Raw genomic sequence first — 25380 nt, 5'->3', positions numbered from 1 at the left:
GTCGGCGCTAGCTGGTCCAGGCGTGGCGACGCGTCGCGCGCAGCTGCTGGCGGTCTTCGGGCGGAAGTGCACGGCGGGCGCGTTCGAACGCCTCGTCGGCCGCTCGGCGCAAGGTCGCAGCGTTGGGCGGCGCCGCCTTCGCGAGCGAGGCGAGCATCTTCTGAATCCGGATGCCCACCTCCAGCGACGACGCGCCGTCGCGCGCGATCGGGCGGAAGCCGTCTTCGAGAAGATCTGACAGTGAGACAGGCGTCACCCAGACGCGGGGGTACCGCAGTTCGCGGTCGGGTGTCTGGGCGAAGCTCGCGAGGAACACGCGGTGCATCGCGGAGAGGACGACGATGGCGGTTCCGGGGTCGTTCATCGCGGGCGAGAGTGCTCGACCGGCGATCTCGGACAGCGAGATCGCGCCGAGGCGGGGGTCCTGCTCGAAGGTGCGATGCGTGTCGATGGTGAAGGCGGAGGCGAGGGCTGAGATGGTCTCGTCGCCCGGTGAACCCGTGACGCGCGCGAGCGGGTGGTCGGGACGGGTGAGGGTTCCCGGCATAGACGCCACGAACACATCGACGCCCGCCCGCTCGGCGATCGACTGGATCGCGGGAACATCCACATGGGTGACATAGCCTGCGGTGCGCGCATGGACCGCCGTACGGGCACCGCGCGGGGCATCGGATGTCGCGCGGGCACCGAGGGTCGGGCGGCTCGCGTACGTCACGAGAGTCGTCTGTGCGGCATGCTCCACGCGGTCGATGATGTCGTCCATGCGACCGAAGCCCGACAGGTGCCCGATCCAGCTCAAGAGCGTGACGATGATGATGACGACGACGATGATCGTGCCGATGAACAGAAGAGTGCGCCCCTGGTCGTCGTAATACCCGGTGGACAGGGCGATGATCCCCACGAGCGAGTAGGTGAACCCGCCGATGAACGTCGATAGGACGTTCTGGGATGTCGAGTCCTGCACGAGCAGCTGTGTCGCGCGGGGTGTTGCGATCGATGCCGCCGACGAATAGGCGGTGACCATCGCGGTCAGCGAGAACGTCGTGACCGCCAGCATCGAGGTCGCGAGGATCTGCAGAATGCTGCCGACGGAGTCTTGACCGATGTCGATCGAGGGGGAGAACGGGATCCAGGGGGCGATGATGCCGCTCACGAGTGCCAGGGCGACGCCCATGAGGGTGAAGACGGCCGCCCGGAACCACACGCGTTGCGCGAGTCGTTTCAGGAAGATCCCGATGGTGTTCATCCGCGTGTCCACCCCCCCCGGTCCACGATAGCCGTGGCGTCACTCGGCCTTGACGAGCGTTGCCGGAGCGGCCGGGATCCGCTAAACTTGAGTCACATCGACTCAACTTTGAGTCTCGCAGATTTCAGGAGCACGCATGAACGCACAGCCCCAGCCGGGCCAGGAGGAGCAGCAGAGCGCCCTCGAGCAGTTCGGCATCAACCTCACCGACCGCGCACGTCAGGGAAAACTCGACCCCGTCATCGGACGCGACGGCGAGATCCGTCGGGTCAGTCAGGTGCTGACCCGACGTACCAAGAACAACCCCGTTCTGATCGGGGAACCCGGCGTCGGCAAGACCGCCGTCGTCGAAGGACTCGCGCAGCGCATCGTCGCCGGAGACGTCGCCGAAAGCCTCAAAGACAAAGAACTTATCAGCCTCGACATGTCGGCGCTGGTCGCCGGGGCGATGTACCGCGGACAGTTCGAAGAGCGACTCAAGAGCGTTCTGAAGGAGATCACCGAATCCGACGGACGTGTCATCACCTTCATCGACGAGCTGCATGTGCTCATGGGTGCCGGCGGTGGCGAAGGATCCGTCGCCGCATCCAACATGCTCAAGCCCATGCTCGCGCGCGGCGAGCTGCGCCTCATCGGCGCGACCACCCTCAACGAGTACCGCGAGTTCATCGAGAAAGATGCCGCGCTCGAGCGGCGCTTCCAGCAGGTCTATGTCGGTGAGCCCACCGTCGAGGACACGATCGCGATCCTCCGCGGTCTCAAGGAACGCTACGAAGCGCACCACAAGGTCGCCATCGCCGACGGCGCGCTGGTGGCCGCGGCATCCCTGTCGAATCGCTACATCCCGTCGCGCCAGCTTCCCGACAAGGCGATCGACCTCATCGATGAGGCCGCCTCCCGTCTGCGCATGGAGATCGACTCTGCGCCGCTGGTCATCGACGAGCTGCGTCGTCATGTCGATCGACTCAAGCTCGAAGAGATGGCCCTCAAGCGCGAGAAGGACGCCGCCTCGAAAGAACGCCTCGCGACGCTACGCGAAACGCTCGCCGACGAAGAGTCGCGCCTGCGCGACCTGCAGGCCCGCTGGGACCAGGAGCGCGCATCGCTCAACCTCGTCGGCGACCTCAAGACGCAGCTCGATGCCGCGCGCATCGAGGCCGAGCGTGCGCAGCGCGAAGGCAATCTCGAGCGCGCATCACGCCTGCTGTACGCCGAGATCCCGAATCTCGAGCGCAAGCTGATGGACGCCGAGAAAGCCGATGCCTCCGCCGAAGGCGAGGGGCGGATGGTCGGCGACCAGGTCACCGACGAAGACATCGCCAAGGTGATCGCCGCGTGGACGGGCATCCCCGTCGGGCGTCTGCTGCAGGGCGAGACCGAGAAGCTCCTTCACCTCGAAGCTGAATTGGGCAAGCGCCTGATCGGGCAGAAGGATGCCGTGAAGACCGTCTCGGATGCGGTGCGCCGCTCCCGCGCGGGCATCAGTGACCCGAACCGGCCCACGGGATCGTTCCTGTTCCTCGGCCCCACCGGGGTCGGCAAGACGGAGCTCGCCAAGGCGCTCGCCGAGTTCCTCTTCGACGACGAGCACGCCATGGTGCGCATCGACATGTCGGAGTACGGCGAGAAGCACTCCGTCTCACGCCTCGTCGGCGCCCCTCCCGGATACATCGGATACGAGCAGGGTGGCCAACTGACCGAAGCGGTGCGCCGCCGTCCCTACTCCGTCGTTCTCCTCGACGAGGTCGAGAAGGCGCATCCCGAAGTGTTCGACGTGCTGCTGCAGGTCATGGACGACGGTCGCTTGACCGACGGTCAGGGACGCACGGTGGACTTCAAGAACGTGATCCTGATCCTCACCTCGAACCTGGGGTCGCCCATCCTCATCGACCCCTCGCTGTCGACCGACCAGAAGCGCGAGCAGGTGATGACACTCGTGCGCCAGGCGTTCCGCCCCGAGTTCGTCAACCGGCTCGATGACACCGTGGTGTTCCACGCGCTCACCGAGGACGACCTCGCCCAGATCGTGGAACTGTCGGTCGATGCGCTTCAGCGCCGACTCAAGGACCGCCGACTCACCCTCGCGGTGACCCCCGACGCCCGAGCGTGGCTCGCAGAGCGCGGGTACGACCCCCTGTTCGGGGCGCGACCGCTGCGCCGACTCATCCAGTCCGAGATTCAGGACCGCCTCGCGATGGCGCTGCTCGGCGGTGCCGTGCGCGACGGTGACGTGGTCCGAGTCGACGTCGCGCTCGACGGATCCGCCCTGGCGCTCGTCAGTGAGGGTCCCTCTCCGGTGGCCGGCGACAGCGGCGAGGACGACGACGAGGTGATCGTCGCGGAGGTCGTCGAGGACTGACCCCTCACCCTCCGCCTATCCGCTCCTCCCGCCCCCGCTCGTCGGCATCCCGGCCGAGAACCCGGCTTTGGGCGTGAGAATCCACCGCCGCGGCGGATTCCCACGACGATGACCGATTCTCGCGGGAGTGCGGGGTCGGGGGCGCGGGGGAGGGTAGCGGATGTTCGGCGGGCGGCGTGAGAGCATCGAGCGTGCCCACCGTACGCGCGCTGTGGGGGTCGACCCACCCCGGACCGACGCTCGTCGTGACCGCGCTCGGGCTCGGACTCGGCATAGCCGTCGGGCTCGAGCCATGGCGGCTCGCGCTGCTCGGTGCGGCGGTGTTCGCGGGCCAGGTCTCCATCGGCCTGTCCAACGATGCCTTCGATGCGGCGCGAGATCGTGCCGTGGGTCGGGTCGACAAGCCCATCGCGCGGGGCGACGTGCCGATCGGACTCGCGTGGTCCACCGCGTTCGCCGCGCTCCTCGTCGCGCTCGTCCTGTCGGCTCCTCTCGGCTGGCGGATGCTGGCTGCCCACGCGCTCTTCTTGGGACTCGCGTGGGCCTACAACGGAGGACTCAAGTCGACGGGTGCATCGATCGTGCCCTTCCTGGTGGGGTTCGGGGTGTTTCCCTCCCTCGCCCCGCTCGCGGCGGCCGACCCGGCGCCGGCGTCGGCGTGGGCGTCGATCGCGGGGGCATCCCTCGGCGCCGCCGTGCACCTCACCAACGTCCTGCCCGATCTCGACGACGATGCACGCACCGGCGTCAGCGGGCTGCCGCACCGCCTCGGCGTGCGCGCGTCGGCCGTGACGGCAGCCATCTCGGTGCTCGGCGGCGCGCTTGCGGTGCTTCTCGGACCCGTCGGCGGTGACATCGCGGGTGTGACCCTGCTGGCGTGGGTGTTCTTCGGTGCCGTCGCCGTCGTCGCGGTCGCGACCGTGGGGCTGGCGGTCGCCCGGCGACCTTCCCGAGTCCTGTTCCGCCTGGTCATGACCTCCGCGCTCCTGTTGGCGGCGCAGCTCGTGGCGTCCGGCTCCGACCTCACGGTCTGAGTCGCGCCCGGCGTGGGTGGGGATCTCACGGCCGCGTTCGTGCGGAGATCTGCGGTCGTTCGGAGCCTTCGGGTGGCATTTCTCCGCACGACGGCAAATCTCCGCGATGAGGCGAGACGGCGCGCGGATGCCGCGGGTACCGGGCGCGCATACGGATGCTGCGACGTAGCGGGGCTGATACCCGCTGGCGGATGCTGCGGGTGTCGACCCGCGGGAGATGCCGGGGCGAGCAGGGCTCACGCGCCGGAGTCGAACCCCATGGCATAGGCGCGGGCGAAGATTCCGCCCGTCGGTGGGAGGAGCATCGCGCGCACCACCCCCCGCCGCAGGGCGTCGGCGCCACCCGGCAGGGCGCGGCCGACCGTCGTGTTGGCGGAGGCCATGACCGCCGCGACACGAGCCGAGCGCACGCGTCGCGCTTCCCACCGCCGCAGAGCATCCTCGGGCGCCTCGCCGGTCTGCACCCACCGCGCGAGAAGCGGCGCGAGCGTGACGGCATCGAGCAGACCGAGGTTCATCCCCTGGCCGCCGATGGGACTCACCTCGTGCGCAGCGTCGCCGATCGTGAAGACACGTCCGCGGCGCAGTCGCGGTGCGATGGCCCGCCGGACGCCGAAGGCGGCGGCCTCGACGACTGCGTCGGCCGCAGCTGCATCGCCGCGCAGGATCATCGCTTCGCGTAATCGGCCCGCACGCGCGGAGGGTTCGTCGTCGCCGCCGCGCTCGTCCCAGGCGACGAAGCGTCGTCGGCCCTCGGGGAGCGGGAAGGATTCGAGCACTCCGGAAGGGTCGAGGTTCACCACGGCGACGGAGTCATCGGCGGTCGCGGCAGCGACATCCGTCATGAGATACCGATCGCGATACGTGTGCACCCGCACGGCATCCGGTCGGTACACGAGGCCGCGACCCCCTCCGCCCGTTGCGACCACGACGATGGTGGCGTCGCGTTCGGTGGGTCTTCCCCCGACGCCGGCGCGGACTCGAACGCGGGCACCGCGGGGATCGACGGCGGTCACGTGAGCACCGCGCAGCGGCGACGGGGCGGCGGCGGCCAGGGCGCGTTCGGTGGATTCCTGCGGCAAGGTCGCCACGAAGGGGAACCTGGTCGAGAGCTCTCCGAAGCGGACGATTCCGAGGGTCCGCCCGCGCGAGCGCGCCTCGCCGCGGGTGACGCGCACCGCGTCGGCGAGCAGCCGTTCGGTCGTGCCCGATGGTTCGAGGGCTGCGAGCACGGGCGCATGGATGCCGATCGCACGCGATCCGGCGCCGGCCGACGGACGGCGCTCGAGCACCTCCGTGTCGACGCCGCGACGATGCAACTCGCCCGCGAGAAGCATCCCGACAGGGCCCGCGCCCACGACGATGACGTCAGGCACGGCCGGCCCCGACGGCGAGCACCCGGAAGCGTCCCGGCTCCTGTACGGTCCATTCGCCGCTGCCGAGTGCGTGCTGCAACTCGGGTGCCGTGAAGCTGCGGCGGATCGATCGCAGGCCGTCCGTCCGCAGGAACGTGCCGGGCGCGAGCGGCGAGATACCGACCGCGTACAGCGCGTACGCGGTCCGGCTGCGCGCGATGTCGGAGTGCAGCACCGGTCCGGACGAGAGCACGAGTGAGTCGACGGCAAAGGCGTCGAGCTCGTCGTCGAGATGATGCAACACGTGATTCGAGATCACGGCGTCATACGAAGCGCCGTCGGCTGCAAGGTCACCCGACGTCGCGCACACGAACGACACGTCCGGATCGGCGCGCCTCGCCGCGGCGGCGAGGGCGCGGTCGTCGGGGTCCGCACCGGTCCACTGCACCCGGAGTCCGTCGGCGCGCGCGAGCCGCGCCAGGTGCCGCACGACATCTCCTCCGCCCGAGCCAAGGTCGAGTACGCGGGCCGGTCGGCCGAGCGTACGCAGAGCCGGAGCGAGGTGTGTGCGGTAGACGCCGCCCCACCCCGAGACGAGCCGGTTCACGATCCCGAAGCGGCTGTATGTCGCCGCCAGGCGTCGGGGATCGCAGCCCGGGTCGTCCATGAGCTCGCGCACGACGGTGTCGCGTCGCCGCAGATCCCGTGGTGTGTGTGCGCTCATCGCGCCGCGGTCACGGGGACCCGATCGCGGTCGGCGGATGCGGGGGCCTCGACGACCCCTGAACTCGCCGCGTGATGCACCATGCGGGCAGCCTCGACGGTGAGGCCCGGTCCGAACGCGAGCGCGCCGATGTGCGCGGCATCCTCGAGTCCCCGTGACCACAGCGCGTCGAGGACGAACAGCACCGTGGCGCTGGACATATTGCCGTACCGCCGCAGGGTCTCCCGTGATGCGTCGAGAGCACCCGGAGGTGCGCCCAGCGCGTCCTCGACGCGATCCAGGATGCTGCGGCCTCCCGGGTGAACGGCCCACGCGTCGATTCCCGAGGCCACGATCGTGGGCAGAGCCGACCGGGCGTGCGCTCCCACCAGACGCGGCACCTGGGCGGTGAGGGTCATCTCGAAACCCGCGTCGCCGATCGTCCACTGCATCGCATCGTCGCCTTCGGGGAGCAGTTGAGTCTCGAAACCGTCCAGTTCGAGTCGCCCCGTGGCCGCATAGTCGGGATCGCCACTCACCAGAGCTGCCGCCGCGCCGTCGGCGAAGATCGACGCCGCGACGATCTGATCGGGATCGTCTGCGCAGCGCACATGCAGCGTACACAGCTCGGCCGCGACGACGAGGACCATGGCGGAGGGGTCGCTGGCCGCGATGGATGACGCGAGCCGCAGCGCCGGCATCGCCGCCGCGCACCCGATGAACCCGAGGTGCGCGCGCTGCACGCCTGCGTCGAGTCCGAGGTCTCTCACGAGCGCCACGTCGGGGCCGGGCGCGAAGAACCCCGTGCATGAGACGGTCAGCACGTGGGTGACCTTGTCGGCGGAGATCTGCGCCCGAGAGAGCGCGGCTGCCGCGGCATCTCGGAAGAGTGTGGGGGCCGTGCGGCGGTACTCGTCGTTGCGCGCCCCCGTGGACGGAGCCAGCAGCATCCCACTCTCGGCGCGGACGCGCAGTCCGTCGCGTGGGAGCCCTCCGAGTTCGGGAAGGACGGTATGGCGGAAGTCGATCGCGGAGGCGTCGAACGCCGCGCGGATCAGGCGTTGCGTGCGCCTGTCGATCTCGGGCTGGCTTGCGAACAGGTCGCGCACGGCATCCTGCGACAGGCGTGTTTCGGGGACGGCGGTGCCGATCGACAGGATGCTGGGGACCATGCTTCACGATAGGCCGGGCGGTCGGATTCGTGCGCTCCCTGGCGGAGTCCCGGGATGGCGTCTATTGTGCGCGGCCGTTGTCACGACCCGTGAAAATCCCACGATCTTCTCCGACGCCGTCGTGTCGGTTGGTGCGATCACCGTCATAACGTGAGGTCATGACGATCCCGACCGCAGACCTCTATGACAACCGCGGCGATGAGCTCGACTCGCTGTCGCTCCCGCTTCTCGACCTGGGCGGCCACATCGCATTCGACGGACCGGTGCGAACGGTCCGCTGCCACCGAGACAACGCGCTCGTGAAGCAGACCCTCGGCACTCCCGGTGACGGTGCGGTGCTGGTCATCGACGGCGGCGGCTCACGCGAGTCCGCGCTGGTCGGCGATCTGATCGCCGCGTCCGCCGTCGACAACGGCTGGGCGGGCGTCATCGTGAACGGGGTCGTGCGTGACCGGGCAGCGCTCGCCGACCTGCCGCTGGGTGTCAAGGCGCTCGGCTCGAACCCGCGCAAGAGTGCGAAGGACGGTGTCGGAGAGATCGACGTCGCCGTCACGATCGCCGGTGTCGTCTTCGCGCCGGGAGCGCACGTCTGGGCCGACGCCGACGGAGTGCTCGTGGAGCGCGTCGCCGCCTGACGCCGCCTCACGCCGGTCGTGGCCAGCCGGAGGGTCCCTCCGTGCCCGCGGAATACTCCTCGAGCGGCACATCCCCGCGACGCCACGCGGCGATGACGGGGTCGACGATGTGCCACGACTGTTCGGCGGCATCCGCGCGCACCGAGAGGGTGGCATCGCCATCCAGAATGCCCGACAGCACCTCGCCGTAGGCTCTCAGCGCGCCCTCGCCGAGGTCGGTCGAGAGCGTCGCACGACCGAGGCCGAAGGGGTTCTCGCCGCCATTGACGTTGAGGTCGAGATCCATCCGGTCGGGCCCGAGTGAGAAGCGCAGCACCGTCCCGGGTGCGTCGCCGGTCAACCCGACCGGAACGTGGTTCACCGGGCGGAAAGTCACGACGATCTCGCCGTCCTTGGAAGCGAGGGCCTTGCCGGATCGAAGGGTGAAGGGCACACCGGCCCAGCGTTCGTTGCGCACCTCACAGGTGAGCTCGGCGAGCGTTTCGGTGTCGCGGGAGGGGTCGACCCCGGATTCGTCGACATACGACGGGAGCGGCACGCCATCGACCGAACCGGCCGTATAGCGTGCTCGTCGTGATGCTGTCGCGGGGTCATCGCCCCACACATGGGTCGCGCGAAGGACGGTGCCGATCGCGTCACGCAGATCGCGCCGTTCGAGCGTCGCCGGCGGCTCCATCGCGACGATGGCGAGCACTTGCAGCAGATGGCTTTGGATCATGTCGACCAGTGCGCCGGCGTGGTCGTAGTAGCCCGCACGATCCTCGAGGCCGAGCGTCTCGTCATAGCGGATGAGGACGGACTCGATGTGCTCGGCCGACCACACCGGCATGAACAAGCGGTTGGCGAAGCGGGCGCCGAGGACATTGAGGAGAGTTGCGCGGCCGAGAAAGTGATCGATGCGGAACACCTGCTCTTCGGGTACGAGGTGCGTGACCGTGGCGTTCAGTTTGCGCGCACTGTCCTCATCGACCCCGAACGGCTTCTCGAGCGCGAGAACCGTGTCGTCGGGGAGGTCGACGTCCTTCAGCGACTCACAAGCGGCGGCGGCCACCGCGGGAGGCACGGCGAAATAGAGGGCCAGGCGCCCGGTGGGTTCGGCGATGAGCTTGGCCAGGTCGTCGGCATCGGTGATGTCGGCGCGTGTGTACGTCGTGTCGACGAGGGAGGTGAACACGTCCTCGGCGTCGGCCGCGGCGAACGCTGTGCGCACGGTCTCGCGCCACTCGTCATCGGTCCACGCGCGGCGGCCCACTCCCCTGAGGTGCACGCGGCGCTCCGGCTCGCGTGCGAGCAGCTGTCCGAGGGCGGGAAGCAGCAGCCGGGAGGTGAGATCACCGGTGGCACCGAGTATGAGAAGAGTCGTCGCCGTCGCCATGGGCCCACACTAGGGGGGATCGTCGATCACGTGGGTCGGCGCCGACCACGTCGACGCATTTGTCGCTGTGTAGGCGTGTAAAGTGCGGGACCCGGCACCCGAACCCTACGGTTGCTCCATGACTGACCCCACCCTCCCCCTGACCCTGTCGTATGACATTCGCGGTGCTGGTCCCCTGGTCGTGCTGATCCATGGCATCACCGAGCGGAAGGAAGCGTGGGACCCGGTGGATCTCACCACCGACTTCGAAGTTCTCCGTGTCGATGTGCGCGGGCACGGCGGGTCCGCGGTCCGCGGTCCGTACGATCCGCGCACGCTCGCCGCAGACGTGCACGCAACGGTCGAAGCGGTGCGTCCCGGCGTCGTGCCGCTGGTGATCGGCCACTCGATGGGCGGGATCATCGCCACCGCTTACGGCGCTCTGTTCCCCACGGCAGGCGTCATCAATGTCGACCAGCCACTGGCGCTCAGCGACATGCAGGGCCGGGTCAAGAAGATGGAACCGCTGCTCAGAAGCCCGCTCTTCCCGGTGCTCGTGGGTAGCATGTTCCGCTCGATGAGCGGTGTACTCAGTCGAGACGAGCGCAAGCGGCTGGGCAGACTTCGAACGCCGCGACGCGAGGTGGTGCTGGGGGTGTGGTCGATCATGCTGACCCAGTCACCCGAAGAGCTCGCGAGAACGGCTGACGAGATGCTCGACTTTCCCGACGACGTTCCGTATCTCGTGATCGCGGGGCTCGACCCAGGCGATGAGTATGTTCGCTGGCTGCAGGGAGAGATCCCACACGCGGAGTACGAGGTGTGGCAGAAGTCGCACTATCCGCATCTCATCGAACCCGACCGGTTCGTCGATCGCGTCAGGCAGTTCGCGGGACAGGAGCATCGCTCCGCCACCTGACAGCGACAGCGGGTTCGGGCCGCATCGTGCGGCCTCAGGCACACCGCCGCTGTCGTAGACACGTGCAGCGTTGACGTCGGCCCCCCGGGCGCGGCCGATCCCGTGATCGCGCGGATCGAACCCAGATCCGTGCGCCCTGTCACCGGTGTGGCATCGCTGACACAATCGGGAAGATGCCGGCACCCATCGAGGATTACGCACTGCTCAGCAGCTGTCGCACCGCGGCACTGGTCTCCCGCGACGGACGCATCGACTGGATGTGCGCTCCCCGCTTCGACTCACCGTCGATCTTCGCCGCTCTGCTGGGTGACGAAGACCATGGATGCTGGGGCCTGCGCCCCGCGGACCCCGGCGCGACATCGACCAGGCGTTATGACGGCGACACCTTCACCCTCATCACGCGATGGGAGACCGCCGACGGGGTCGCCGAGGTGCACGATTGCATGCCCACCGACGGTGAGCGGACGGATCTGGTGCGCCGGGTGGTCGGCATCAGAGGGACGGTCGTCTTCGATCAAGAGCTGCGCATCCGCTTCGACTACGCACGATCGATGCCGTGGGTGCGTCGCGTCGACGCGCCAGAGCCGACACTCCTCGCCGTCGCCGGTCCGGATGCTCTCGTGGTGCGAGGCGCGAGACTCACGAGCGATGATCATGCGCACATCGGAACGGTCGTCGTCGGAGAGGGGGAACGGGTCGACGTCGTCCTGACCTGGTTCCCTTCGCATCAGCAGCTGCCGCCGCGCCTCGACGTCGGGGTCGCCCTCGAGACCACCCGTGTCTGGTGGCAGGAGTGGGCGGACCGCATCGAGCACACCGGCCCACACCACGCCGAGGTCGTGCGCAGCCTGCTCGTGCTGCGGGCGCTGACCCACGAAGACACCGGCGGGGTCATCGCCGCCGCCACGACGTCGCTACCCGAGACGTTCGGTGGATCCCGCAACTGGGACTACCGCTACGTGTGGTTGCGCGACACCGCCCTCACCCTCGAGGCCCTCCTCGCACACGGATTCTTGCGGACCGCACAGCGCTGGCGCTCATGGTTGTTGCGCGCCGTGGCCGGTGACCCGGCCGACGTGCAGATCATGTACGGCATCGGCGGGGAGCGTGACCTCGCCGAGCGTGTCATGGACAGCCTGCCCGGGTACGACGGGGCTGCACCCGTGCGAGTGGGAAACGGCGCGGTGTCGCAGTTTCAGGCTGACGTCATCGGTGAGGTGCTCGTCGCGCTCGAAGCGACCCGCGCTGCGGGCGTGGAGGAGGACGCGTTCTCGTGGCCCCTGCAGCGTGCGCTCCTGACGCAGGCGATCGCGTCGATGGACCGACCAGATCGCGGCATATGGGAGATCCGTGCCCAGGACCGTATGTTCACGCACTCACGCGTGATGATCTGGGCCGCGCTGGATCGCGGCGTGCGCGCCGTGCGCGAATACGGCCTCGCCGGCGACGTCGATTCATGGGAGCGGCTGCGTGACGAGCTACGCGCCGAGATCGAAGAACACGGGTTCGATGCGGAACGCAACCACTTCGTTCAGCACTACGACACGACGGCGGTCGACGCCTCCCTCCTCCTGCTGCCGCAGGTGGGCTTCTGCGACTACGACGATCCGCGCATGCTCGGGACGGTCGCCGAGCTCGAGCGCACGCTGGTGCGGGACGGACTCGTGCTGCGCTACCTCACCGAGACCGACGTCGACGGACTCGCCGGTGACGAGCACCCATTCCTGGCATGCTCGTTCTGGCTTGTCGAGCAGTACGCGCGCAGCGGGCGCCACGACGACGCGGCCGCGCTGATGAACCGTCTCTGCTCGTTCGCCAACGACGTCGGAATGCTCGCCGAGGAGTACGACGTGCACGCCGGTCGCCACGCGGGCAACACCCCGCAGGCGCTCAGCCACCTCGCTCTCGTGCGGGCCGCCGACGCTCTGGCGGGACACTCCGGCCGCGCGGCCCTGCGGGACTGACGCGTCGACGGACTCTGCGCGTCCGACCCCTCGACTTTCGGTCCGGGCGGCGCGATCCTGAGAGCGCGACACCACCGAGGAGGATCTCATGTTCGCGACCGCCGATGTATTCAGTGGCTTCTCCGTCGACGACATCGACGCAGCCCGTTCGTTCTATCGCGACACCCTGGGGCTTGACGTCGACGACAACGAGATGGGGTTCCTGCATCTGCGTCTTGCTTCTGGCGCCGTCGTCATGATCTATCCGAAGGATGCCCACGAGCCGGCGAGTTTCACGATCCTGAACTTCGCGGTGGCCGACGTCGAGGCCGCAGTCGACGAGCTGCGATCACGAGGCGTGGAGACGAAGATCTACCCGGACGCGGACTTCCCCTCCGACGAGAAGGGGATCGTGCGCGGCGCCGGGGGAGGCCCCGACATCGCCTGGTTCCGTGATCCGGCCGGCAACGTCCTCGCGGTGATGCAGACCGCGTGACCGCCGGATGCCGTGCCCCGCTCGTCGCGCGCGGGTCACGGCATCCGCGCGCGGGTCAGCCGCGGAGGGCGTCCATGAGCTTGACGCGCGCCCCCATGCGCAACAGCGAGTTGTCGTAGATCTTCGCTCCGAGCAGGATCGCGCCGATGCAGGTCAGCAAGAGGATGACCAGGGCCACCAGCGGTTCCCACCATTCGGCGGTGCCGAGGAAGAGGCGCATCGGCATCCCCACCGGCGCTGAGAACGGGATGTAAGACATCGCCGTCAGTACCGGCGGGTTGTTCCACATCACGATGATCAGGAAGTACGGCGCCATCACCAACAGGACCAATGGCGAGGTCACCGACCCGATGTCCTCCTGCCGCGACACCAGCGCCGCCGCTGCCGCGAACAGCGCCGCGAGCAAGATGAACCCGAAAAGGAAGAAGATCGCGAACCAGACGATCGGCGCGCCGATGCCGCGCAGCAGCTCACTTTGACCCGTGACGGTCAGGCCGATGACGATGATCGCCGCGAGGATGATGATCTGCCCCATCGCCAGGACGGTGTTGCCGATGACCTTTCCGGCCAGCAGCGCGCGGGTCGGAATCGCAGAGATGAGCAACTCGACGACCCTCGTCTGCTTCTCTTCGACGACGCTCTGCGCGATCGTCGTGCCGAACAGCTGCGCCGACACGAAGAAGACCAAGCCGAAGGCGATCGCGACGATGTATCCGACGAAATTCCAGGCGCTCGACGGGTCGAGGACCTCGACATTCGGCGGCACGGACAATCCGAGCAGCAGTGTCGATGACACATCGCTCTCACCGAGGACGGTGAAGCCCGTCGGCGACGACGTATCGGCGAAGATCCCCGCATCCACATCGCCGGCCGCAACGAGCGCTTCCGCTTCGGCCCGATCGGCTACTTCGGTGACGTCGAGGCCGGCATCCGACGGAAGCAGGCTCCGGGCATCCGATGTCACGGCGACCGGCGTCCCCCCGCCACTGTTCCCCGCCGCGATGCCTGCCCAGATCACTCCGGCGAGGGCGAGCACGAACAGGAACGCGAAGGAAAGGACGAAGGCCTTGCTGCGGAGCTTCGAGCCGATCTCACGCTCGGCCACGAGCCACATGCTCTGCGCGAACCCGGGAGCGGACGGTGCGGTGGTACTCACTGGATGACCTCCTTGAAGATCTGGGCGAGGGTCGGATGCTGCGGGGCGAAGCTCGCGACATCGCCCACGGCGACGGCGCGACGCAGAATCTGCTGAGCCCGCTCTGCGGTGTCGACGTCGAAGAGGGCATACCCGCCGTCGAAGTCGAGCACCTCGACGCCCGGCTCCTCGCGCAGCCACCCGGCGTCGCCGGAGGACACCAGCTCGTAGCGACGCGTCGAATGCTGCTCACGCAGCGCGTCGCGGGCGCCGGCCGCTCGGATCGTTCCGCCCGCGATGATGACAAGGTCATCGCACAGGCGCTCGACGACGTCGAGCTGGTGGGACGAGAAAAGGATGGCGGCGCCGGCCGCCGCACGCTCCTGGAGCACACCGGCCACGATCTCGACCGCCAGAGGGTCCAGCCCCGAGAACGGCTCGTCGAGGATCAGCACCTGCGGTTCGTGCACGAGCGCCGCTGCGATCTGTGCCCGTTGCTGGTTGCCGAGCGAGAGGGTTTCGATGTTGTCGCCCAGACGCTCGCCGAGCCCGAGTTCTTCGAGCAACGCCGTTGCGCGGCCCGTCGCATCCGTCTTCGAGTACCCGTGCAGGCGCGCGAGGTACACGATCTGCTCGAGCACCTTCATCTTCGGGTACAGGCCGCGCTCTTCGGGCATGTACCCGAACGAGCGGCGGTCGGATGCCGACAGCGGCACGCCGTCGAGGGTGACCTCACCCCCGTCCTTGGACAGGACGCCGAGCACGATGCGCATCGTCGTCGTCTTCCCGGCGCCGTTGCCCCCGACGAAGCCGGTGAGGCGGCCGGGGCGCACATCGAAGGTGATGTCGTCCAGCACGCGGTGAGTGCCGTAGCTCTTGGTGATGCCGTTGAGGCTCAGCATGTGTCCCTCCTGAGGTCCATGCCTCCACGCTAGGCAGGCGCAGTCGAGGGCGGATCCCCCGCCGGGCGGGTTCCCGGCATCCCCCTCGAGGGGGATGCGTCAGGCCAGGCCGTGGCGGTGGGCGTAGACGACGGCGGCGACCCGGTCGCGGGCGCCGAGCTTCTGCAGCACATTCGATACGTGGGTCTTGACCGTCGCCTCGCCGATGTACAGCTCACGGGCGATCTCGGCGTTGCTCATCGCCTGCGCGACCAGCCGCAGCACTTCGGTCTCGCGTTCGGTGAAGGTCACGGGCAGCGGCGCCCCGCTCTGCGGTCCCGACATCCTGGCGGCGTCGGGGGTCGGGGTCCGGGTGGTGGCGGCCGAAACCCGTTCCGCCGCCGCGAACCGCGCGATCACACGGCGGGTGACCTCGGGGGCGAGCAGGGCATCGCCCGCCGCTGCGACGCGCACGGCCGCAACCAGCTCCTCGGGTCCCGCGTTCTTCAGCAGAAAGCCGCTCGCCCCCGCCTCCAGCGCCTCGAACAGGTAGTCGTCGCGGTCGAACGTCGTCACGATCACGACCGCCGCGTCGATCTCGGGGTCGTCCGCGATCCGGCGGGTCGCTTCGATGCCGTCGACGCCCGGCATCTGCACGTCCATGCAGATGACGTCCGGAAGCAATTCGGCCGCCGCAACCACCGCGTCGGCACCGTCGGCGGCCTCGCCCACGACGACGATCTCGTCCTCGGCCTCGAGGATCATACGGAATCCCGCACGCATGACCGCGTGGTCGTCGACGAGGAGCACCCGGATCGGATCGGTCACGCGGGCACCGCTTCGCGCACGGGCACGCTGACGCGCACGAGAAAACCGCCGCGAGAGCGGGGCCCGACTTCGATCGTGCCTCCGGAGGCGGCGGCACGCTCGCGCATACCGACGATTCCGAGCCCCGTGCGCGCCCCCGTCCGGGTCAGACGGCCGGTGTTCGCCACCTCGAGTTCGACGGTGTCCGCGCCATAGCGCAGACGGACGTCGGCCGCCGCGTCATCGCCACCGTGGCGGCGCGCGTTGGTGAGCGCCTCCTGCGCGATACGGAAGAGGTTCACCTGCACGAGCACGGGAAGCTCCCGTGCGTCGCCGACGATCTCCAGCGTCGTCGGGAGCCCGTTGTCCCGTGCGTGGGCGACGAGCGCGGGCAGGTCGGCCAGTTGCACGGTCGATCCGTCCACCGCGTCGCCTCCCGGGGTGCGGAGCGTTTCGAGCAGCTGACGCAGTTCACCGAGCGCAGCGCGAGCGGAGTCTTCGACGCCGGTGAGGGCGGCGCGCGCCGCATCCGGATCTTTGGCGAGCACCGTGCGGGCCGCGCCCGCTTGCACCCCCATCGCCGACACGTGATGCGCGACGACGTCGTGCAGCTCGCGTGCGATGCGGATCCGGTCGAGCGCCACCGCCTGCGCCGCGGTGACCTCGCGTTCTGCTTCGAGCTCCCGGGTGCGCTCCTTCAGGGCGGTGCGCTCCAGCGCCGACCCATACGCACGCTCACCCATGTAGTAAGCGCCGCCGAAGAACGCCGCGTTCACGAGCAACTGGATCAGCATGTAGGCGACGAACGGTGAGAACGCCCCCACGCGCGACAACCCCTCGTCGGTCGGGGCGGTCGCAGCCTGGAACATCGTGATCAACAACCACACGAACATCGCCACGATGATCGCTACTCGCACGAGGGTCGCCCGTCGCCGGTCCTCGACCCAGGCCCCGACGGTGTAGATCGTGATGAAGATCGCGACGTTGCCGACGTAAACCTCCGGGATCCGCAGGGAGACGCCGGCGATGAACGCCGCGGCGACGATCACAGCCACCACCGACGGATACCTGCGACGCAGGGCGAGCGGCGCGGTGAGCGCAACGGCGTAGGCGACGCCCCACCCCATGCTCTGCGTCTCGGTGCCGTAGAGTCCCGCCACCGAACCGAGCGCGGCGCTGAGGATGGCTCCGACGAGGAGGGCCGCTGCGAGCCACACGTCGGCGCGCAGACCCGCGGCATCCACGGGTTCTCGAGAGCGAACTGGCGGGCGAGAGTCGACCATGGCACCACGGTACGCACCCGACGTGGGCGCGGCATCCGCCCACAGGGGGAGAATGCGTCGCGCGGCGTGGGAAAGCGGGGTGCGGGGGGAGGCCTCGATAGCGTGCGGATGTGGCCGACACCCCCGAAACGCCCGCCGCGCCCGCGCGGCGCCGTCGCGACCTCGCGGAGCGCCGCCGCGATGTGCCGATCGGCGTCGTGATGGTCGGAATGTCGGCGATCGTGTGGTGGCCGGCATTCACGCTGGCAGTGTGGAAGGACATTTTCTTCGACGACGTCATGGTGCTGTGGGCGGCCTCGACGGCGGCGTTCGTGTTCGTGCTCGTCGAGCGCCGACCGATCGGCGCACGTCTCGCGCGGGCCTTCGTCCTGCTTTTTCCCACCGCGTGGCTCGTCCTCAATTTCGTGGTCGGTGAGACGGAGGACTTCATGGTGGCGCTGCTCGACCTCACCGCGATCGCCACGGTGCTGCTCGGCATCCCCTTCACCCTGTGGGTGCTGGTGAGGATCGTCTGGCCGGACTTCGCCGCCGAGACGCGCCCGGGCGCCCGGTGGCTCATCGCGAGCGTCGTGCTGGGGATCGCCGTCGCCTCCTACATCCTGGGGCTCAACCAGGAACACTTCCTGACGTGCGAGGACTTCGCGATCAGCGGCAACGCCGAACCGGCGAACTGCACGCCGGAGCCGGAGTGAACCGCCCGTCTCAGAAGATCATCGGGCGGTCGTCATCGTCGGCCCCGGCGAAGTCGAGGTCGACGACCACGGGAACGTGATCGCTGGGGGCTTCGCCTTTGCGCTCATCGCGGTGGATCGTCGCGCCCGCGACCGCGTCGGCGACCGCGTGCGAGCCGAGGATGAAGTCGATGCGCAGACCCTCGTTGCGGGGGAAACGCAGTCGCTTGTAATCCCAGTACGTGAAGCCTTCGGGGACGAGCGGGCGCACGACGTCGTGAAGCCCGGCTGCCTCCAGGCCTGCGAAGGCTTCGCGCTCCGGGGGTGAGACATGGGTCGAGAAGCCCGGCACGATCGTCGGATCACCATTGTCGGCATCCGTCGGAGCGATGTTGAAGTCACCCACCAGCGCCAGAGCAAGGTCGGGATTCGCCGCGAGCGTGTCCCGGGTGTATCCGGTCAGCGCCGCGAGGAAGTCCAGCTTGTAGTCGTAGTGCGGGTCACCGAGTGCGCGTCCATTCGGCACATACAGACTCCACACCTCGACGCCGTCGATGGTGGCACCGATCGCGCGGGCTTCCTGCGGGGCATCCGGACCCTCGTGACCCTTCGCGAACCCGGGCATCGCCGGAAAGGCACGCCGCACGTCCGTCATCGGCTCGCGACTGGCGATCGCCACGCCGTTCCACTGCGAGAAGCCGTGGGCCTCGACGTGGAAACCGGCATCTTCGAACGCCGCGAACGGAAACTGGTCGACCTTGCACTTGATCTCCTGCATCGCGAGCACATCGATGTGCTCGCGCACGGCGAAGTCGACGATCCGGTCGACGCGGGCACGGATGGAGTTGACGTTCCAGGTGGCCAGGCGCATGGGGTCCAGCCTACGGTGGGGCCGGTCCCGGCGACGGATGCGGGCACTCAGCGGATGCGGTTGCGGTCGCCGTTGTCGGTGATACTGCCGATCGATGCGGCCTCCACGTCGTTGTCGTTGCCGTCGATGCGGACCGAGCCGAGGTCCCCGTCGACATCCACCGCATTGCGGTCACCGGCGATCGAAAGGGTTCCGAGTTCGTCGGCGTCGACGTCGTTCTCCTGGCCTTCGATGTCGACGGACGCGGGGTCGATCGCGTCGACTTCGATGCGGTCACCGCGGATCTCGATGGTCTCCACGGTGACATCGTCCAGATCGACCTCGAGGTCTGTCCCCTCGATGCGCACCGTCGAGCACTCGCCGCTCACATCGGCGTCGTCCGTCGAGCCGGCGATCAGAAGCACGCCGTCGACGCAGGACCCGATGGTGTCGTCCGGAGCGTTCACCTCTCCATCCGGTTCGGCATCGGAAGTGGGCGTCGGTGCCGGGTCGACCTGGACGGTGACGCATCCGGTGAGGGTGAGCAGACCGGCGGCTGCGAGCGCCGCCATGAGCAGGCGAGGTCGGAGAGTCATGTGCCGAATCTACGAGGCGCGGCCACTCTCGCCGACCCCCTTGCGCGATTTGTAGACTCGGGGCATGACCCTCGCGTCCACGCCCGAGCTCGAAGCCGATCGGCAGTATCTCATCGCCCTCATCGAAGACGAGGCGGTGTTCCACGGCGACTTCACTCTCTCCAGTGGCAAGCAAGCGACGTATTACGTCGACATGCGAAAGCTCACGCTCGACCACCGTGCGGCACCCGCGATCGGCCGCATCATGCTCGACCTCATTCGGGAGGTCGACGACATCGTCGCGGTGGGCGGACTGACGCTGGGCGCCGACCCGATCGCCAACGCGATCATGCACGAGTCCTCGCGCACCCCGCGCCCGCTCGATGCATTCGTCGTCCGCAAGGAACCGAAGGATCACGGCCGCGGTCGCCAGGTCGAAGGGGCGGATGTCGCGGGCAAGCGCGTCGTCGTCGTCGAAGACACGTCGACGACCGGCCAGTCGGCGCTCAAGGCCGTCGAGGCGCTGCGGCGCGAGGGCGCCGAGCCGGTTGCCGTCGCGGTGATCGTCGACCGCAAGACCGGCGCACAGGCCGCCGTCGAAGCCGAGGGCCTCACGTGGCTCGCGGCGGTCGACCTCGACGACCTCGGCCTCGACCCGCAGTAGTCGACGCGCGGTCTCCGCATCCCGGTCACGGTGGCGACACCGCAGGATGCCCGACGCGGCCCGCGCGGCCGGAAGTGCGGCCCCGGCCGGCACGGCCAGTGTGGCGCCGACCGAAGCACCGCCGTCGGCCCGCACCGCCGCGGCAGTTCAGTCGTCGTTGCCGCGGTTGCGCCACCACTGCCAGATCAGGACCACCAGCGTTCCGCCGACGACGATCACCCCCGTCGCGTAGATGAGGTTCTGTTCGATTCCGGATATCACGGTCGTCGTCCTTCCGCAGCATCGGCCACCAGCTTCGCGATGCGCTTCGCGCGGGTCTCGTCGCGTCGAGCCAGGTCGACGTGCGAGATCCCGAGCTTGCGCGCCGACCGCGGAAACGCATCCCAGTGTCGCCGGGCGTCGGGCGAGGCATCGAGCGCGGCGGCGAGGTCATCGGGTTCGACTCCGGCCTCGGCGTTGTCCAGCACGGTCCATGAGCCGTTCGCGCGCGCGATTTCGACGACGCGCCGCCCGGCATCCGTCATGAGGCCCTCCGCCTCGAGCGCTTCGAGTCGCGCCTTGTTCGTCGCGGCCCACCCGCTGTACGGGCGTCGCGGCGAGAACCAGAGGCCCCCGATCACGTCGTCGAACGACCTCGTGGGCCCGTCGACCCATCCGAAACACAGCGCGTGACGAATCGCGTCCTCATAGCCGACGACGTCGAGTTCGACACCCGGCCGCGGCCGAACGAGCCAGGCCCCCGCCTTGCGGGTGTGATTGGCCTCGAGCCACGCGCGCCACGCGGCGGCGTCCTCGGCGACCACTCGTTCTCCCTCGTCGAGGGCGCCCATCACAGCCCCTCGGCGAACTCGACCTCTGCGCCGGCCTCCGGCTGCAGATCGGCCACCGAGTCGAGGACCTCGTCGGGGCGGAACGGGTACCGGTCGATCTCCGCCGGATCGCTGATCCCGGTGAGCACCAGCACCGTATGCAGGCCCGCTTCGATCCCGGCGACGATGTCGGTGTCCATCCGGTCACCGATCATCCCCGTCGTCTCCGAGTGGGCGCCGATCCGGTTGAGCGCCGAACGGAACATCATCGGATTCGGTTTGCCGACGACATACGGTTCGCGCCCGGTCGCTTTCGTGATGAGGGCGCTGATCGCGCCGGTCGCGGGGAGGATCCCTTCGCGCGACGGGCCCGTGGCATCCGGGTTCGTCGCGATGAACCGCGACCCCGCGCTCACGCAACGGATCGCCTTGGTGATCGCTTCGAACGAGTAGTTGCGTGTCTCGCCGACGACGACATAGTCGGGATCGGTCTCGGTCATGATGAAGCCCGCCTCATGCAAGGCCGTCGTCAAACCGGCCTCACCGATGACGAATGCCGATCCGCCCGGTTTCTGCGCGTGCAAGAAGTCGGCCGTCGCCAGCGCCGACGTCCAGATCGCGTGTTCGGGGACGACGAGCCCCGACGCCCGGAGTCGGGCGGACAGGTCGCGGGGCGTGAAGATCGAGTTGTTCGTGAGGACGAGGAAGGGAGTGCCCGCATCGCGCCAACCTTCGAGTAACTCTGCCGCGCCGCGGATCGGGGCGTTCTCGTGGACGAGCACGCCATCCATGTCGGTCAGCCAGCATTCGATGTCGGCCCGCGTGCGCATGCGCACAGCCTAGTGCGACCCTCCGACGCGAAGGTGCCGGTGTGCGCGCGCCGCCGATAGGGTCGAAGCGTGGCACACGGTGACTGGAGCCTTCCCGATCTGACCGGGCGCACCTTTCTCGTGACCGGGTCCAACGCCGGCCTCGGCTACTTCTCGAGCGAGCACCTCGTTCGGGCGGGAGCGACGGTCATCATGACCGGCCGCCATCCGAACCGCTTGGCCGCTGCGCGCGCGGCGGTGCGGCGACGAATTCCGGATGCTGACCCCGAGCGCGTCGAGACGTTGCTGCTCGACACCAGCAACTTCGGTTCGGTGCGTGCGGCGGCCGCGACGGTTCGGATGCGGGGACGCCTGCACGGCGTGCTCTTGAACGCGGGGATCGTGCACCCGCCCGCGCGTCGGGAGACGACTCCCGACGGCCACGAGATCGTCTTCGCGACGAATGTTCTCGGTCACTTCGCGCTCGCCGGCGAGCTGCTCCTGCCGTTGGCGGCGGGCCTCGGGCGCATGGTGTGGCTGGGCAGCATGGCGACCTCGATCTCGCCGTACCGACCTCTCGACCCCGAACTGGTGGAAGGCTATTCCGCGTGGCGCGCCTATGTGCAATCGAAGGTCGCCACCACCGCCCTCGGGCTGGAGGCCGACCGGCGATTGCGCGCCGCATCCATTCCCGTCGCGAGTGTCGTGGCGCACCCGGGCTATTCGACGAGCGGTCGGACCGCGGGCATCATCGGTGTGAACGAGCCGTCGCAGGTGACGCGCTTCGCGGACAACCTCCAGAGCCCGATCAGCCAGTCGAAGGAACGCGGCGCACTGCCCCTCGTGCATGCCCTCGCCGGCGCAGGTGTCGAAGGCGGGTCGTTCTGGGGCCCGCGGTTCGTCGCCCACGGGGCGCCGCGGCAAGCGAAACCGGCCCGGGTGACGCGTGACCCGGCGGTGGCGGAGCGGCTGTGGAACGTGTCCGAAGAAGCCACCGGCGTGTACTGGCCCCGCTCGGCCCTAAAGCGCTGAGCCCGTCGGCTCGCGCCCGGCCCCGTTCAGGCAGTGAGCCAGACAGCTGCTGCCGCCTCGGGAGGCAGGTCCACGCGCGCGCCGTCGACGACCAACGCGCCCGGATCGTGCACCACCACCTCGGCCCCGACCGAGACACCCGCTGCCTCGACCACGCGCAGCAACTGAGGATCGCGATCGCTCACGCGCAGGACGTGGCCGGTATGGCCGGCGGTCGCCTCCGAGAGCAACACGAAGGGTGCACGGTCGACGGCGCCGCTTTCATCGGGGATCGCGTCACCGTGAGGGTCGAAGCGCGGGCGCCCCAAGCGCTCGTCGATGCCTTCCAGAAGGCGGTCACTGATGGCGTGTTCGAGGATCTCGGCCTCGTCATGGACCTCATCCCACGCATACCCGAACTCGTTCACGAGCCATGTTTCGATGAGGCGGTGGCGGCGGATGATCGCCGCCGCCCGTTTCTCGCCCTCTGGGGTCAGAGAGACCGGGCCGTACGGGCGGTGGGTGACGAGCCCCTGCGCGGCGAGCTTGCGGACCATTTCGGTCACGCTCGACGGAGCGAGCCCGAGCTCTGTGGCCAGCTGAGACGGCGTGATGCGTGAATCCTGCCACTCCGTGTGGTGGTAGATCCGCTTCAGATAGTCGTCGATCACGGGAGAGCCCACGCCTCCAGGGTACCGGCGGGGCTAGTCTGGCTCGGTGAACGAGCCCGACCCCCATCCCCCGCACGGTGTCGGGCCGTGGCCCGGAGGCGAGTCGACGTGGCCTGACGATCCGCGCTACGACACCGAACTTCTCGCCCACGGCGACACCCGCAACGTCGTCGACCAGTACAGGTATTGGACGATGGAAGCCATCGTCGCCGACCTCGACACGCATCGGCACAGCTTTCATGTCGCCATCGAGAACTGGCAGCACGACATGAACATCGGATCGATCGTGCGCAGCGCCAACGCTTTCCTCGCCGCCGAGGTGCACATCATCGGCAAGCGACGCTGGAACCGGCGGGGCGCAATGGTGACCGACCGCTATCAGCACGTGCGTCACCACGAAGACGTCGCGGCGTTCGCCGCGTGGGCGGATGCGGCATCCCTCCCCATCATCGCGATCGACAACGTCGACGGGGCTGTTGCCCTGGACCGTGCGGACCTGCCGAAGGAGTGCGTCCTGCTCTTCGGGCAAGAAGGTCCCGGGCTCTCAGACGCCGCGGTGGGCGCGGCATCCGGTGTCATCGAGATCACGCAGTACGGCTCGACACGGTCGATCAACGCCAGCGCCGCCGGTGCCGTCGTCATGTACGAGTGGTGTCGCCGCTGGGCGTGACGGGCGTCATGCCCCGGCGGTGAGCCACGCGCTGCCGCGGATGCGCCAGCCGAGGGTCGCGGCTCGCGCGATCATGTAGACGCCGAAGAACGCCACGGCCAACCAGGTGAGGCCCGCGGAACCGGTCGGATGCGCGAACGCCACGGCGAGCAGCGCGGGAAAGAACGGGACCAGGTTGATCATCCCCGCGATCGCGAGATAGCGGGCGTCGCCCGCGCCGATGAGCACGCCGTCGAGCACGAACACCGCTCCGGCGAGGGGCTGGGCGACCGCCAGCACGATCAGTGCGGGCATGACGAGGGCGGCGAGTTCGGGGTCGCCGGTGAAGACGAGTCCGATCACTCCTGAAAACGCACCGATGAGCGCCCCCACGATGACTCCGAACCACACGCCCCATGCGAGCGTGCGGGCCAGCACGCGACGCACGAACCGTTCGTCGTCGGCGCCGAGCCCCCGCCCGATCAGGGCCTGCGCGGCGATGGCGAGGGCATCCAGGGCGAAAGCCGCCGTGGAGAAGATCGTGAACGCGACCTGCCACCCGGCGAGTTCGTCGGTGCCGAGCTGGGTGGCGACCGCGACGGTGGCCAGAAGTGCCATGCGCAGCGACACCGTGCGCACGAACAACCAACCACCGGCTCGGGCTGAGTCGCCGACGCCCGCGCGCCGCGGTCGGACGGATGCGGTGTGCCGCCGCGCGAGGCGACCGACGATGACGACGAACGCCGCCACCATGCCCCACTGGGCGATGACGGTGCCCGCCGCCGAGCCGGCGATCCCCCAGCCCAGCCCGTAGATCAGCCCCCAGTTCAGCAGCGCGTTGGCCCCGAATCCGAAGCCTGCGATCCACAGGGGCGTCACCGTGTCTTGCATGCCGCGCAGCAGGCCGGTTGCGGCGAACACGATGAGCATCGCCGGCAACCCCCACATCGAGAGCCCCAGATAAGCCTCGGCCTGCGCGGCAACCTCCTTCGTCGCCCCGAAGACCGTGACGAGCGTCGGCGTTGCGAACCATCCGGCGACGGCGAGGATCGCGCCCAGGCCCAGAGCGAGCCACATGCCGTCGATGCCGGCCGACACGGCCCGCGACGGGTCGCCGGCGCCGAAGCGGCGCGCGACGGCGGGCGTGGTCGAGTACGCCAAGAACACCATCAGCCCGACGATCGTCTGCAGTACCGCCGACGCGATGCCGAGTCCGGCGAGCGGCACCACCCCGAGGTGTCCTACGAGCGCGGCGTCGACGACGAGGAACAGCGGTTCGGCGACCAGCGCCCCCAGCGCCGGGACCGCCAGGCGCAGGATCTCGCGGTTGAGCGTCGGGGTGGTCACCC

Annotated in this window: 25 protein-coding genes; 10 read left to right on the top strand and 15 right to left on the bottom strand. The window is 68.9% G+C overall.

Annotated elements, in window-relative coordinates; genetic code table 11:
- Positions 1–7: 7 nt before the first annotated feature.
- Positions 8–1246 (bottom strand): DUF2254 domain-containing protein, encoded by a 1239-nt coding sequence (locus ACFQZV_RS01855; RefSeq protein ID WP_378751707.1) that lies wholly within the window; start codon positions 1244–1246, stop codon positions 8–10.
- A 136-nt stretch (positions 1247–1382) separates the two neighbouring features.
- Here ACFQZV_RS01855 and ACFQZV_RS01850 point away from each other — a divergent pair, with 136 nt between their 5' ends.
- Both ACFQZV_RS01850 and ACFQZV_RS01845 read left to right on the top strand, forming a co-directional pair.
- The gene (locus ACFQZV_RS01850) at positions 1383–3605 is read left to right on the top strand and encodes an ATP-dependent Clp protease ATP-binding subunit (protein WP_378751705.1); all 2223 of its coding nucleotides are present in this window, start codon (positions 1383–1385) and stop codon (positions 3603–3605) included.
- Between the two features lie 191 nt (positions 3606–3796).
- Complete coding sequence (locus ACFQZV_RS01845; protein ID WP_378751703.1) at positions 3797–4639, top strand: UbiA family prenyltransferase; 843 nt, start codon at positions 3797–3799, stop codon at positions 4637–4639.
- A gap of 236 nt (positions 4640–4875) precedes the next feature.
- Here ACFQZV_RS01845 and ACFQZV_RS01840 read toward each other — a convergent pair whose 3' ends face one another.
- The 3 genes from ACFQZV_RS01840 to ACFQZV_RS01830 are packed head-to-tail and all read right to left on the bottom strand — an operon-like array spanning position 4876 to position 7869.
- A complete protein-coding gene (locus ACFQZV_RS01840) occupies positions 4876–6015 on the bottom strand; it encodes an FAD-dependent oxidoreductase (RefSeq protein WP_378751701.1) in 1140 nt (379 codons plus the stop codon).
- Positions 6008–6718, bottom strand: coding sequence for a methyltransferase domain-containing protein (locus ACFQZV_RS01835; RefSeq protein WP_378751699.1), 711 nt, complete (start codon positions 6716–6718; stop codon positions 6008–6010). Before ACFQZV_RS01835 ends, ACFQZV_RS01840 begins: the two co-directional genes overlap by 8 nt.
- Positions 6715–7869: a type III polyketide synthase gene (locus ACFQZV_RS01830; protein WP_378751697.1), complete on the bottom strand. Its 1155-nt coding sequence runs from the start codon at positions 7867–7869 to the stop codon at positions 6715–6717. Before ACFQZV_RS01830 ends, ACFQZV_RS01835 begins: the two co-directional genes overlap by 4 nt.
- 158 nt (positions 7870–8027) lie before the next feature.
- Between ACFQZV_RS01830 and rraA the strand changes: the two genes are divergently transcribed.
- Complete coding sequence (gene rraA / locus ACFQZV_RS01825) at positions 8028–8504, top strand: ribonuclease E activity regulator RraA (protein WP_378751695.1); 477 nt, start codon at positions 8028–8030, stop codon at positions 8502–8504.
- A gap of 7 nt (positions 8505–8511) precedes the next feature.
- Here rraA and ACFQZV_RS01820 read toward each other — a convergent pair whose 3' ends face one another.
- A complete protein-coding gene (locus ACFQZV_RS01820; protein ID WP_378751693.1) occupies positions 8512–9879 on the bottom strand; it encodes a glucose-6-phosphate dehydrogenase in 1368 nt (455 codons plus the stop codon).
- A 118-nt stretch (positions 9880–9997) separates the two neighbouring features.
- Here ACFQZV_RS01820 and ACFQZV_RS01815 point away from each other — a divergent pair, with 118 nt between their 5' ends.
- The 3 genes from ACFQZV_RS01815 to ACFQZV_RS01805 all read left to right on the top strand — a co-directional run bounded on the left by ACFQZV_RS01815 (position 9998) and on the right by ACFQZV_RS01805 (position 13216).
- Positions 9998–10777 carry an alpha/beta fold hydrolase gene (locus ACFQZV_RS01815; protein ID WP_378751691.1) on the top strand — a complete coding sequence of 260 codons (780 nt, stop codon included), beginning with the start codon at positions 9998–10000 and terminating at the stop codon, positions 10775–10777.
- Positions 10778–10950: 173 nt separating this feature from the next.
- Complete coding sequence (locus ACFQZV_RS01810) at positions 10951–12741, top strand: glycoside hydrolase family 15 protein (RefSeq protein WP_378751689.1); 1791 nt, start codon at positions 10951–10953, stop codon at positions 12739–12741.
- Positions 12742–12829: 88 nt separating this feature from the next.
- On the top strand, positions 12830–13216 hold the full coding sequence (locus ACFQZV_RS01805; RefSeq protein WP_378751687.1) for a VOC family protein: 387 nt from the start codon (positions 12830–12832) through the stop codon (positions 13214–13216).
- A 55-nt stretch (positions 13217–13271) separates the two neighbouring features.
- On the opposite strand, the gene ACFQZV_RS01800 is transcribed toward ACFQZV_RS01805, so the two are convergent.
- From ACFQZV_RS01800 to ACFQZV_RS01785, 4 genes are all read right to left on the bottom strand, one after another.
- Entirely contained in the window at positions 13272–14330 is a 1059-nt protein-coding gene (locus ACFQZV_RS01800; protein WP_378751805.1) for an ABC transporter permease, read from the bottom strand.
- A gap of 38 nt (positions 14331–14368) precedes the next feature.
- Complete coding sequence (locus ACFQZV_RS01795) at positions 14369–15253, bottom strand: ABC transporter ATP-binding protein (protein ID WP_378751685.1); 885 nt, start codon at positions 15251–15253, stop codon at positions 14369–14371.
- A gap of 99 nt (positions 15254–15352) precedes the next feature.
- On the bottom strand, positions 15353–16060 hold the full coding sequence (locus ACFQZV_RS01790) for a response regulator (protein WP_378751683.1): 708 nt from the start codon (positions 16058–16060) through the stop codon (positions 15353–15355).
- A complete protein-coding gene (locus ACFQZV_RS01785; RefSeq protein WP_378751681.1) occupies positions 16057–17322 on the bottom strand; it encodes a sensor histidine kinase in 1266 nt (421 codons plus the stop codon). The genes ACFQZV_RS01790 and ACFQZV_RS01785 overlap by 4 nt, the downstream gene beginning before the upstream one ends.
- Before the next feature lie 110 nt (positions 17323–17432).
- On the opposite strand from ACFQZV_RS01785, the gene ACFQZV_RS01780 reads away from it, so the two are divergent.
- The gene (locus tag ACFQZV_RS01780) at positions 17433–18014 is read left to right on the top strand and encodes a hypothetical protein (RefSeq protein ID WP_378751679.1); all 582 of its coding nucleotides are present in this window, start codon (positions 17433–17435) and stop codon (positions 18012–18014) included.
- 10 nt (positions 18015–18024) lie between these two features.
- Here the strand turns inward: ACFQZV_RS01780 and ACFQZV_RS01775 are convergent, their stop codons facing one another.
- Positions 18025–18864: an exodeoxyribonuclease III gene (locus ACFQZV_RS01775; protein WP_378751677.1), complete on the bottom strand. Its 840-nt coding sequence runs from the start codon at positions 18862–18864 to the stop codon at positions 18025–18027.
- Between the two features lie 47 nt (positions 18865–18911).
- A complete protein-coding gene (locus ACFQZV_RS01770; protein WP_378751676.1) occupies positions 18912–19439 on the bottom strand; it encodes a DUF3060 domain-containing protein in 528 nt (175 codons plus the stop codon).
- 64 nt (positions 19440–19503) lie between these two features.
- On the opposite strand from ACFQZV_RS01770, the gene pyrE reads away from it, so the two are divergent.
- The gene (gene pyrE, locus ACFQZV_RS01765) at positions 19504–20082 is read left to right on the top strand and encodes an orotate phosphoribosyltransferase (protein ID WP_378751674.1); all 579 of its coding nucleotides are present in this window, start codon (positions 19504–19506) and stop codon (positions 20080–20082) included.
- 257 nt (positions 20083–20339) lie between these two features.
- Here the strand turns inward: pyrE and ACFQZV_RS01760 are convergent, their stop codons facing one another.
- Positions 20340–20912 (bottom strand): YdeI/OmpD-associated family protein, encoded by a 573-nt coding sequence (locus ACFQZV_RS01760; RefSeq protein WP_378751672.1) that lies wholly within the window; start codon positions 20910–20912, stop codon positions 20340–20342.
- Positions 20912–21721: an HAD-IIA family hydrolase gene (locus ACFQZV_RS01755; RefSeq protein WP_378751670.1), complete on the bottom strand. Its 810-nt coding sequence runs from the start codon at positions 21719–21721 to the stop codon at positions 20912–20914. Before ACFQZV_RS01755 ends, ACFQZV_RS01760 begins: the two co-directional genes overlap by 1 nt.
- 69 nt (positions 21722–21790) lie before the next feature.
- Here ACFQZV_RS01755 and ACFQZV_RS01750 point away from each other — a divergent pair, with 69 nt between their 5' ends.
- Complete coding sequence (locus ACFQZV_RS01750; RefSeq protein ID WP_378751668.1) at positions 21791–22732, top strand: SDR family NAD(P)-dependent oxidoreductase; 942 nt, start codon at positions 21791–21793, stop codon at positions 22730–22732.
- A 26-nt stretch (positions 22733–22758) separates the two neighbouring features.
- Here the strand turns inward: ACFQZV_RS01750 and ACFQZV_RS01745 are convergent, their stop codons facing one another.
- Positions 22759–23394, bottom strand: a complete 636-nt coding sequence (locus tag ACFQZV_RS01745; protein ID WP_378751666.1) for a metal-dependent transcriptional regulator — start codon at positions 23392–23394, stop codon at positions 22759–22761.
- Positions 23395–23428: 34 nt separating this feature from the next.
- On the opposite strand from ACFQZV_RS01745, the gene ACFQZV_RS01740 reads away from it, so the two are divergent.
- A complete protein-coding gene (locus ACFQZV_RS01740) occupies positions 23429–24052 on the top strand; it encodes a TrmH family RNA methyltransferase (protein WP_378751664.1) in 624 nt (207 codons plus the stop codon).
- Between the two features lie 6 nt (positions 24053–24058).
- Here ACFQZV_RS01740 and ACFQZV_RS01735 read toward each other — a convergent pair whose 3' ends face one another.
- The gene (locus ACFQZV_RS01735) at positions 24059–25378 is read right to left on the bottom strand and encodes an MATE family efflux transporter (RefSeq protein ID WP_378751662.1); all 1320 of its coding nucleotides are present in this window, start codon (positions 25376–25378) and stop codon (positions 24059–24061) included.
- Positions 25379–25380: the final 2 nt, after the last annotated feature.

The organism is Microbacterium koreense, assembly GCF_042677105.1.
Lineage (GTDB): Bacteria > Actinomycetota > Actinomycetes > Actinomycetales > Microbacteriaceae > Microbacterium > Microbacterium koreense.
This window is presented reverse-complemented; position numbering and strand designations above follow the sequence as displayed.

Coding starts and splice junctions, on each gene's coding strand:
- ACFQZV_RS01855 (WP_378751707.1), bottom strand. CDS start 1,246: ATGAACACCATCGGGATCTTCCTGAAACGACTCGCGCAACGCGTGTGG.
- ACFQZV_RS01850 (WP_378751705.1), top strand. CDS start 1,383: ATGAACGCACAGCCCCAGCCGGGCCAGGAGGAGCAGCAGAGCGCCCTC.
- ACFQZV_RS01835 (WP_378751699.1), bottom strand. CDS start 6,718: ATGAGCGCACACACACCACGGGATCTGCGGCGACGCGACACCGTCGTG.
- ACFQZV_RS01830 (WP_378751697.1), bottom strand. CDS start 7,869: ATGGTCCCCAGCATCCTGTCGATCGGCACCGCCGTCCCCGAAACACGC.
- rraA (WP_378751695.1), top strand. CDS start 8,028: ATGACGATCCCGACCGCAGACCTCTATGACAACCGCGGCGATGAGCTC.
- ACFQZV_RS01820 (WP_378751693.1), bottom strand. CDS start 9,879: ATGGCGACGGCGACGACTCTTCTCATACTCGGTGCCACCGGTGATCTC.
- ACFQZV_RS01815 (WP_378751691.1), top strand. CDS start 9,998: ATGACTGACCCCACCCTCCCCCTGACCCTGTCGTATGACATTCGCGGT.
- ACFQZV_RS01810 (WP_378751689.1), top strand. CDS start 10,951: ATGCCGGCACCCATCGAGGATTACGCACTGCTCAGCAGCTGTCGCACC.
- ACFQZV_RS01805 (WP_378751687.1), top strand. CDS start 12,830: ATGTTCGCGACCGCCGATGTATTCAGTGGCTTCTCCGTCGACGACATC.
- ACFQZV_RS01800 (WP_378751805.1), bottom strand. CDS start 14,330: ATGTGGCTCGTGGCCGAGCGTGAGATCGGCTCGAAGCTCCGCAGCAAG.
- ACFQZV_RS01795 (WP_378751685.1), bottom strand. CDS start 15,253: ATGCTGAGCCTCAACGGCATCACCAAGAGCTACGGCACTCACCGCGTG.
- ACFQZV_RS01785 (WP_378751681.1), bottom strand. CDS start 17,322: ATGGTCGACTCTCGCCCGCCAGTTCGCTCTCGAGAACCCGTGGATGCC.
- ACFQZV_RS01775 (WP_378751677.1), bottom strand. CDS start 18,864: ATGCGCCTGGCCACCTGGAACGTCAACTCCATCCGTGCCCGCGTCGAC.
- ACFQZV_RS01770 (WP_378751676.1), bottom strand. CDS start 19,439: ATGACTCTCCGACCTCGCCTGCTCATGGCGGCGCTCGCAGCCGCCGGT.
- pyrE (WP_378751674.1), top strand. CDS start 19,504: ATGACCCTCGCGTCCACGCCCGAGCTCGAAGCCGATCGGCAGTATCTC.
- ACFQZV_RS01760 (WP_378751672.1), bottom strand. CDS start 20,912: ATGGGCGCCCTCGACGAGGGAGAACGAGTGGTCGCCGAGGACGCCGCC.
- ACFQZV_RS01755 (WP_378751670.1), bottom strand. CDS start 21,721: ATGCGCACGCGGGCCGACATCGAATGCTGGCTGACCGACATGGATGGC.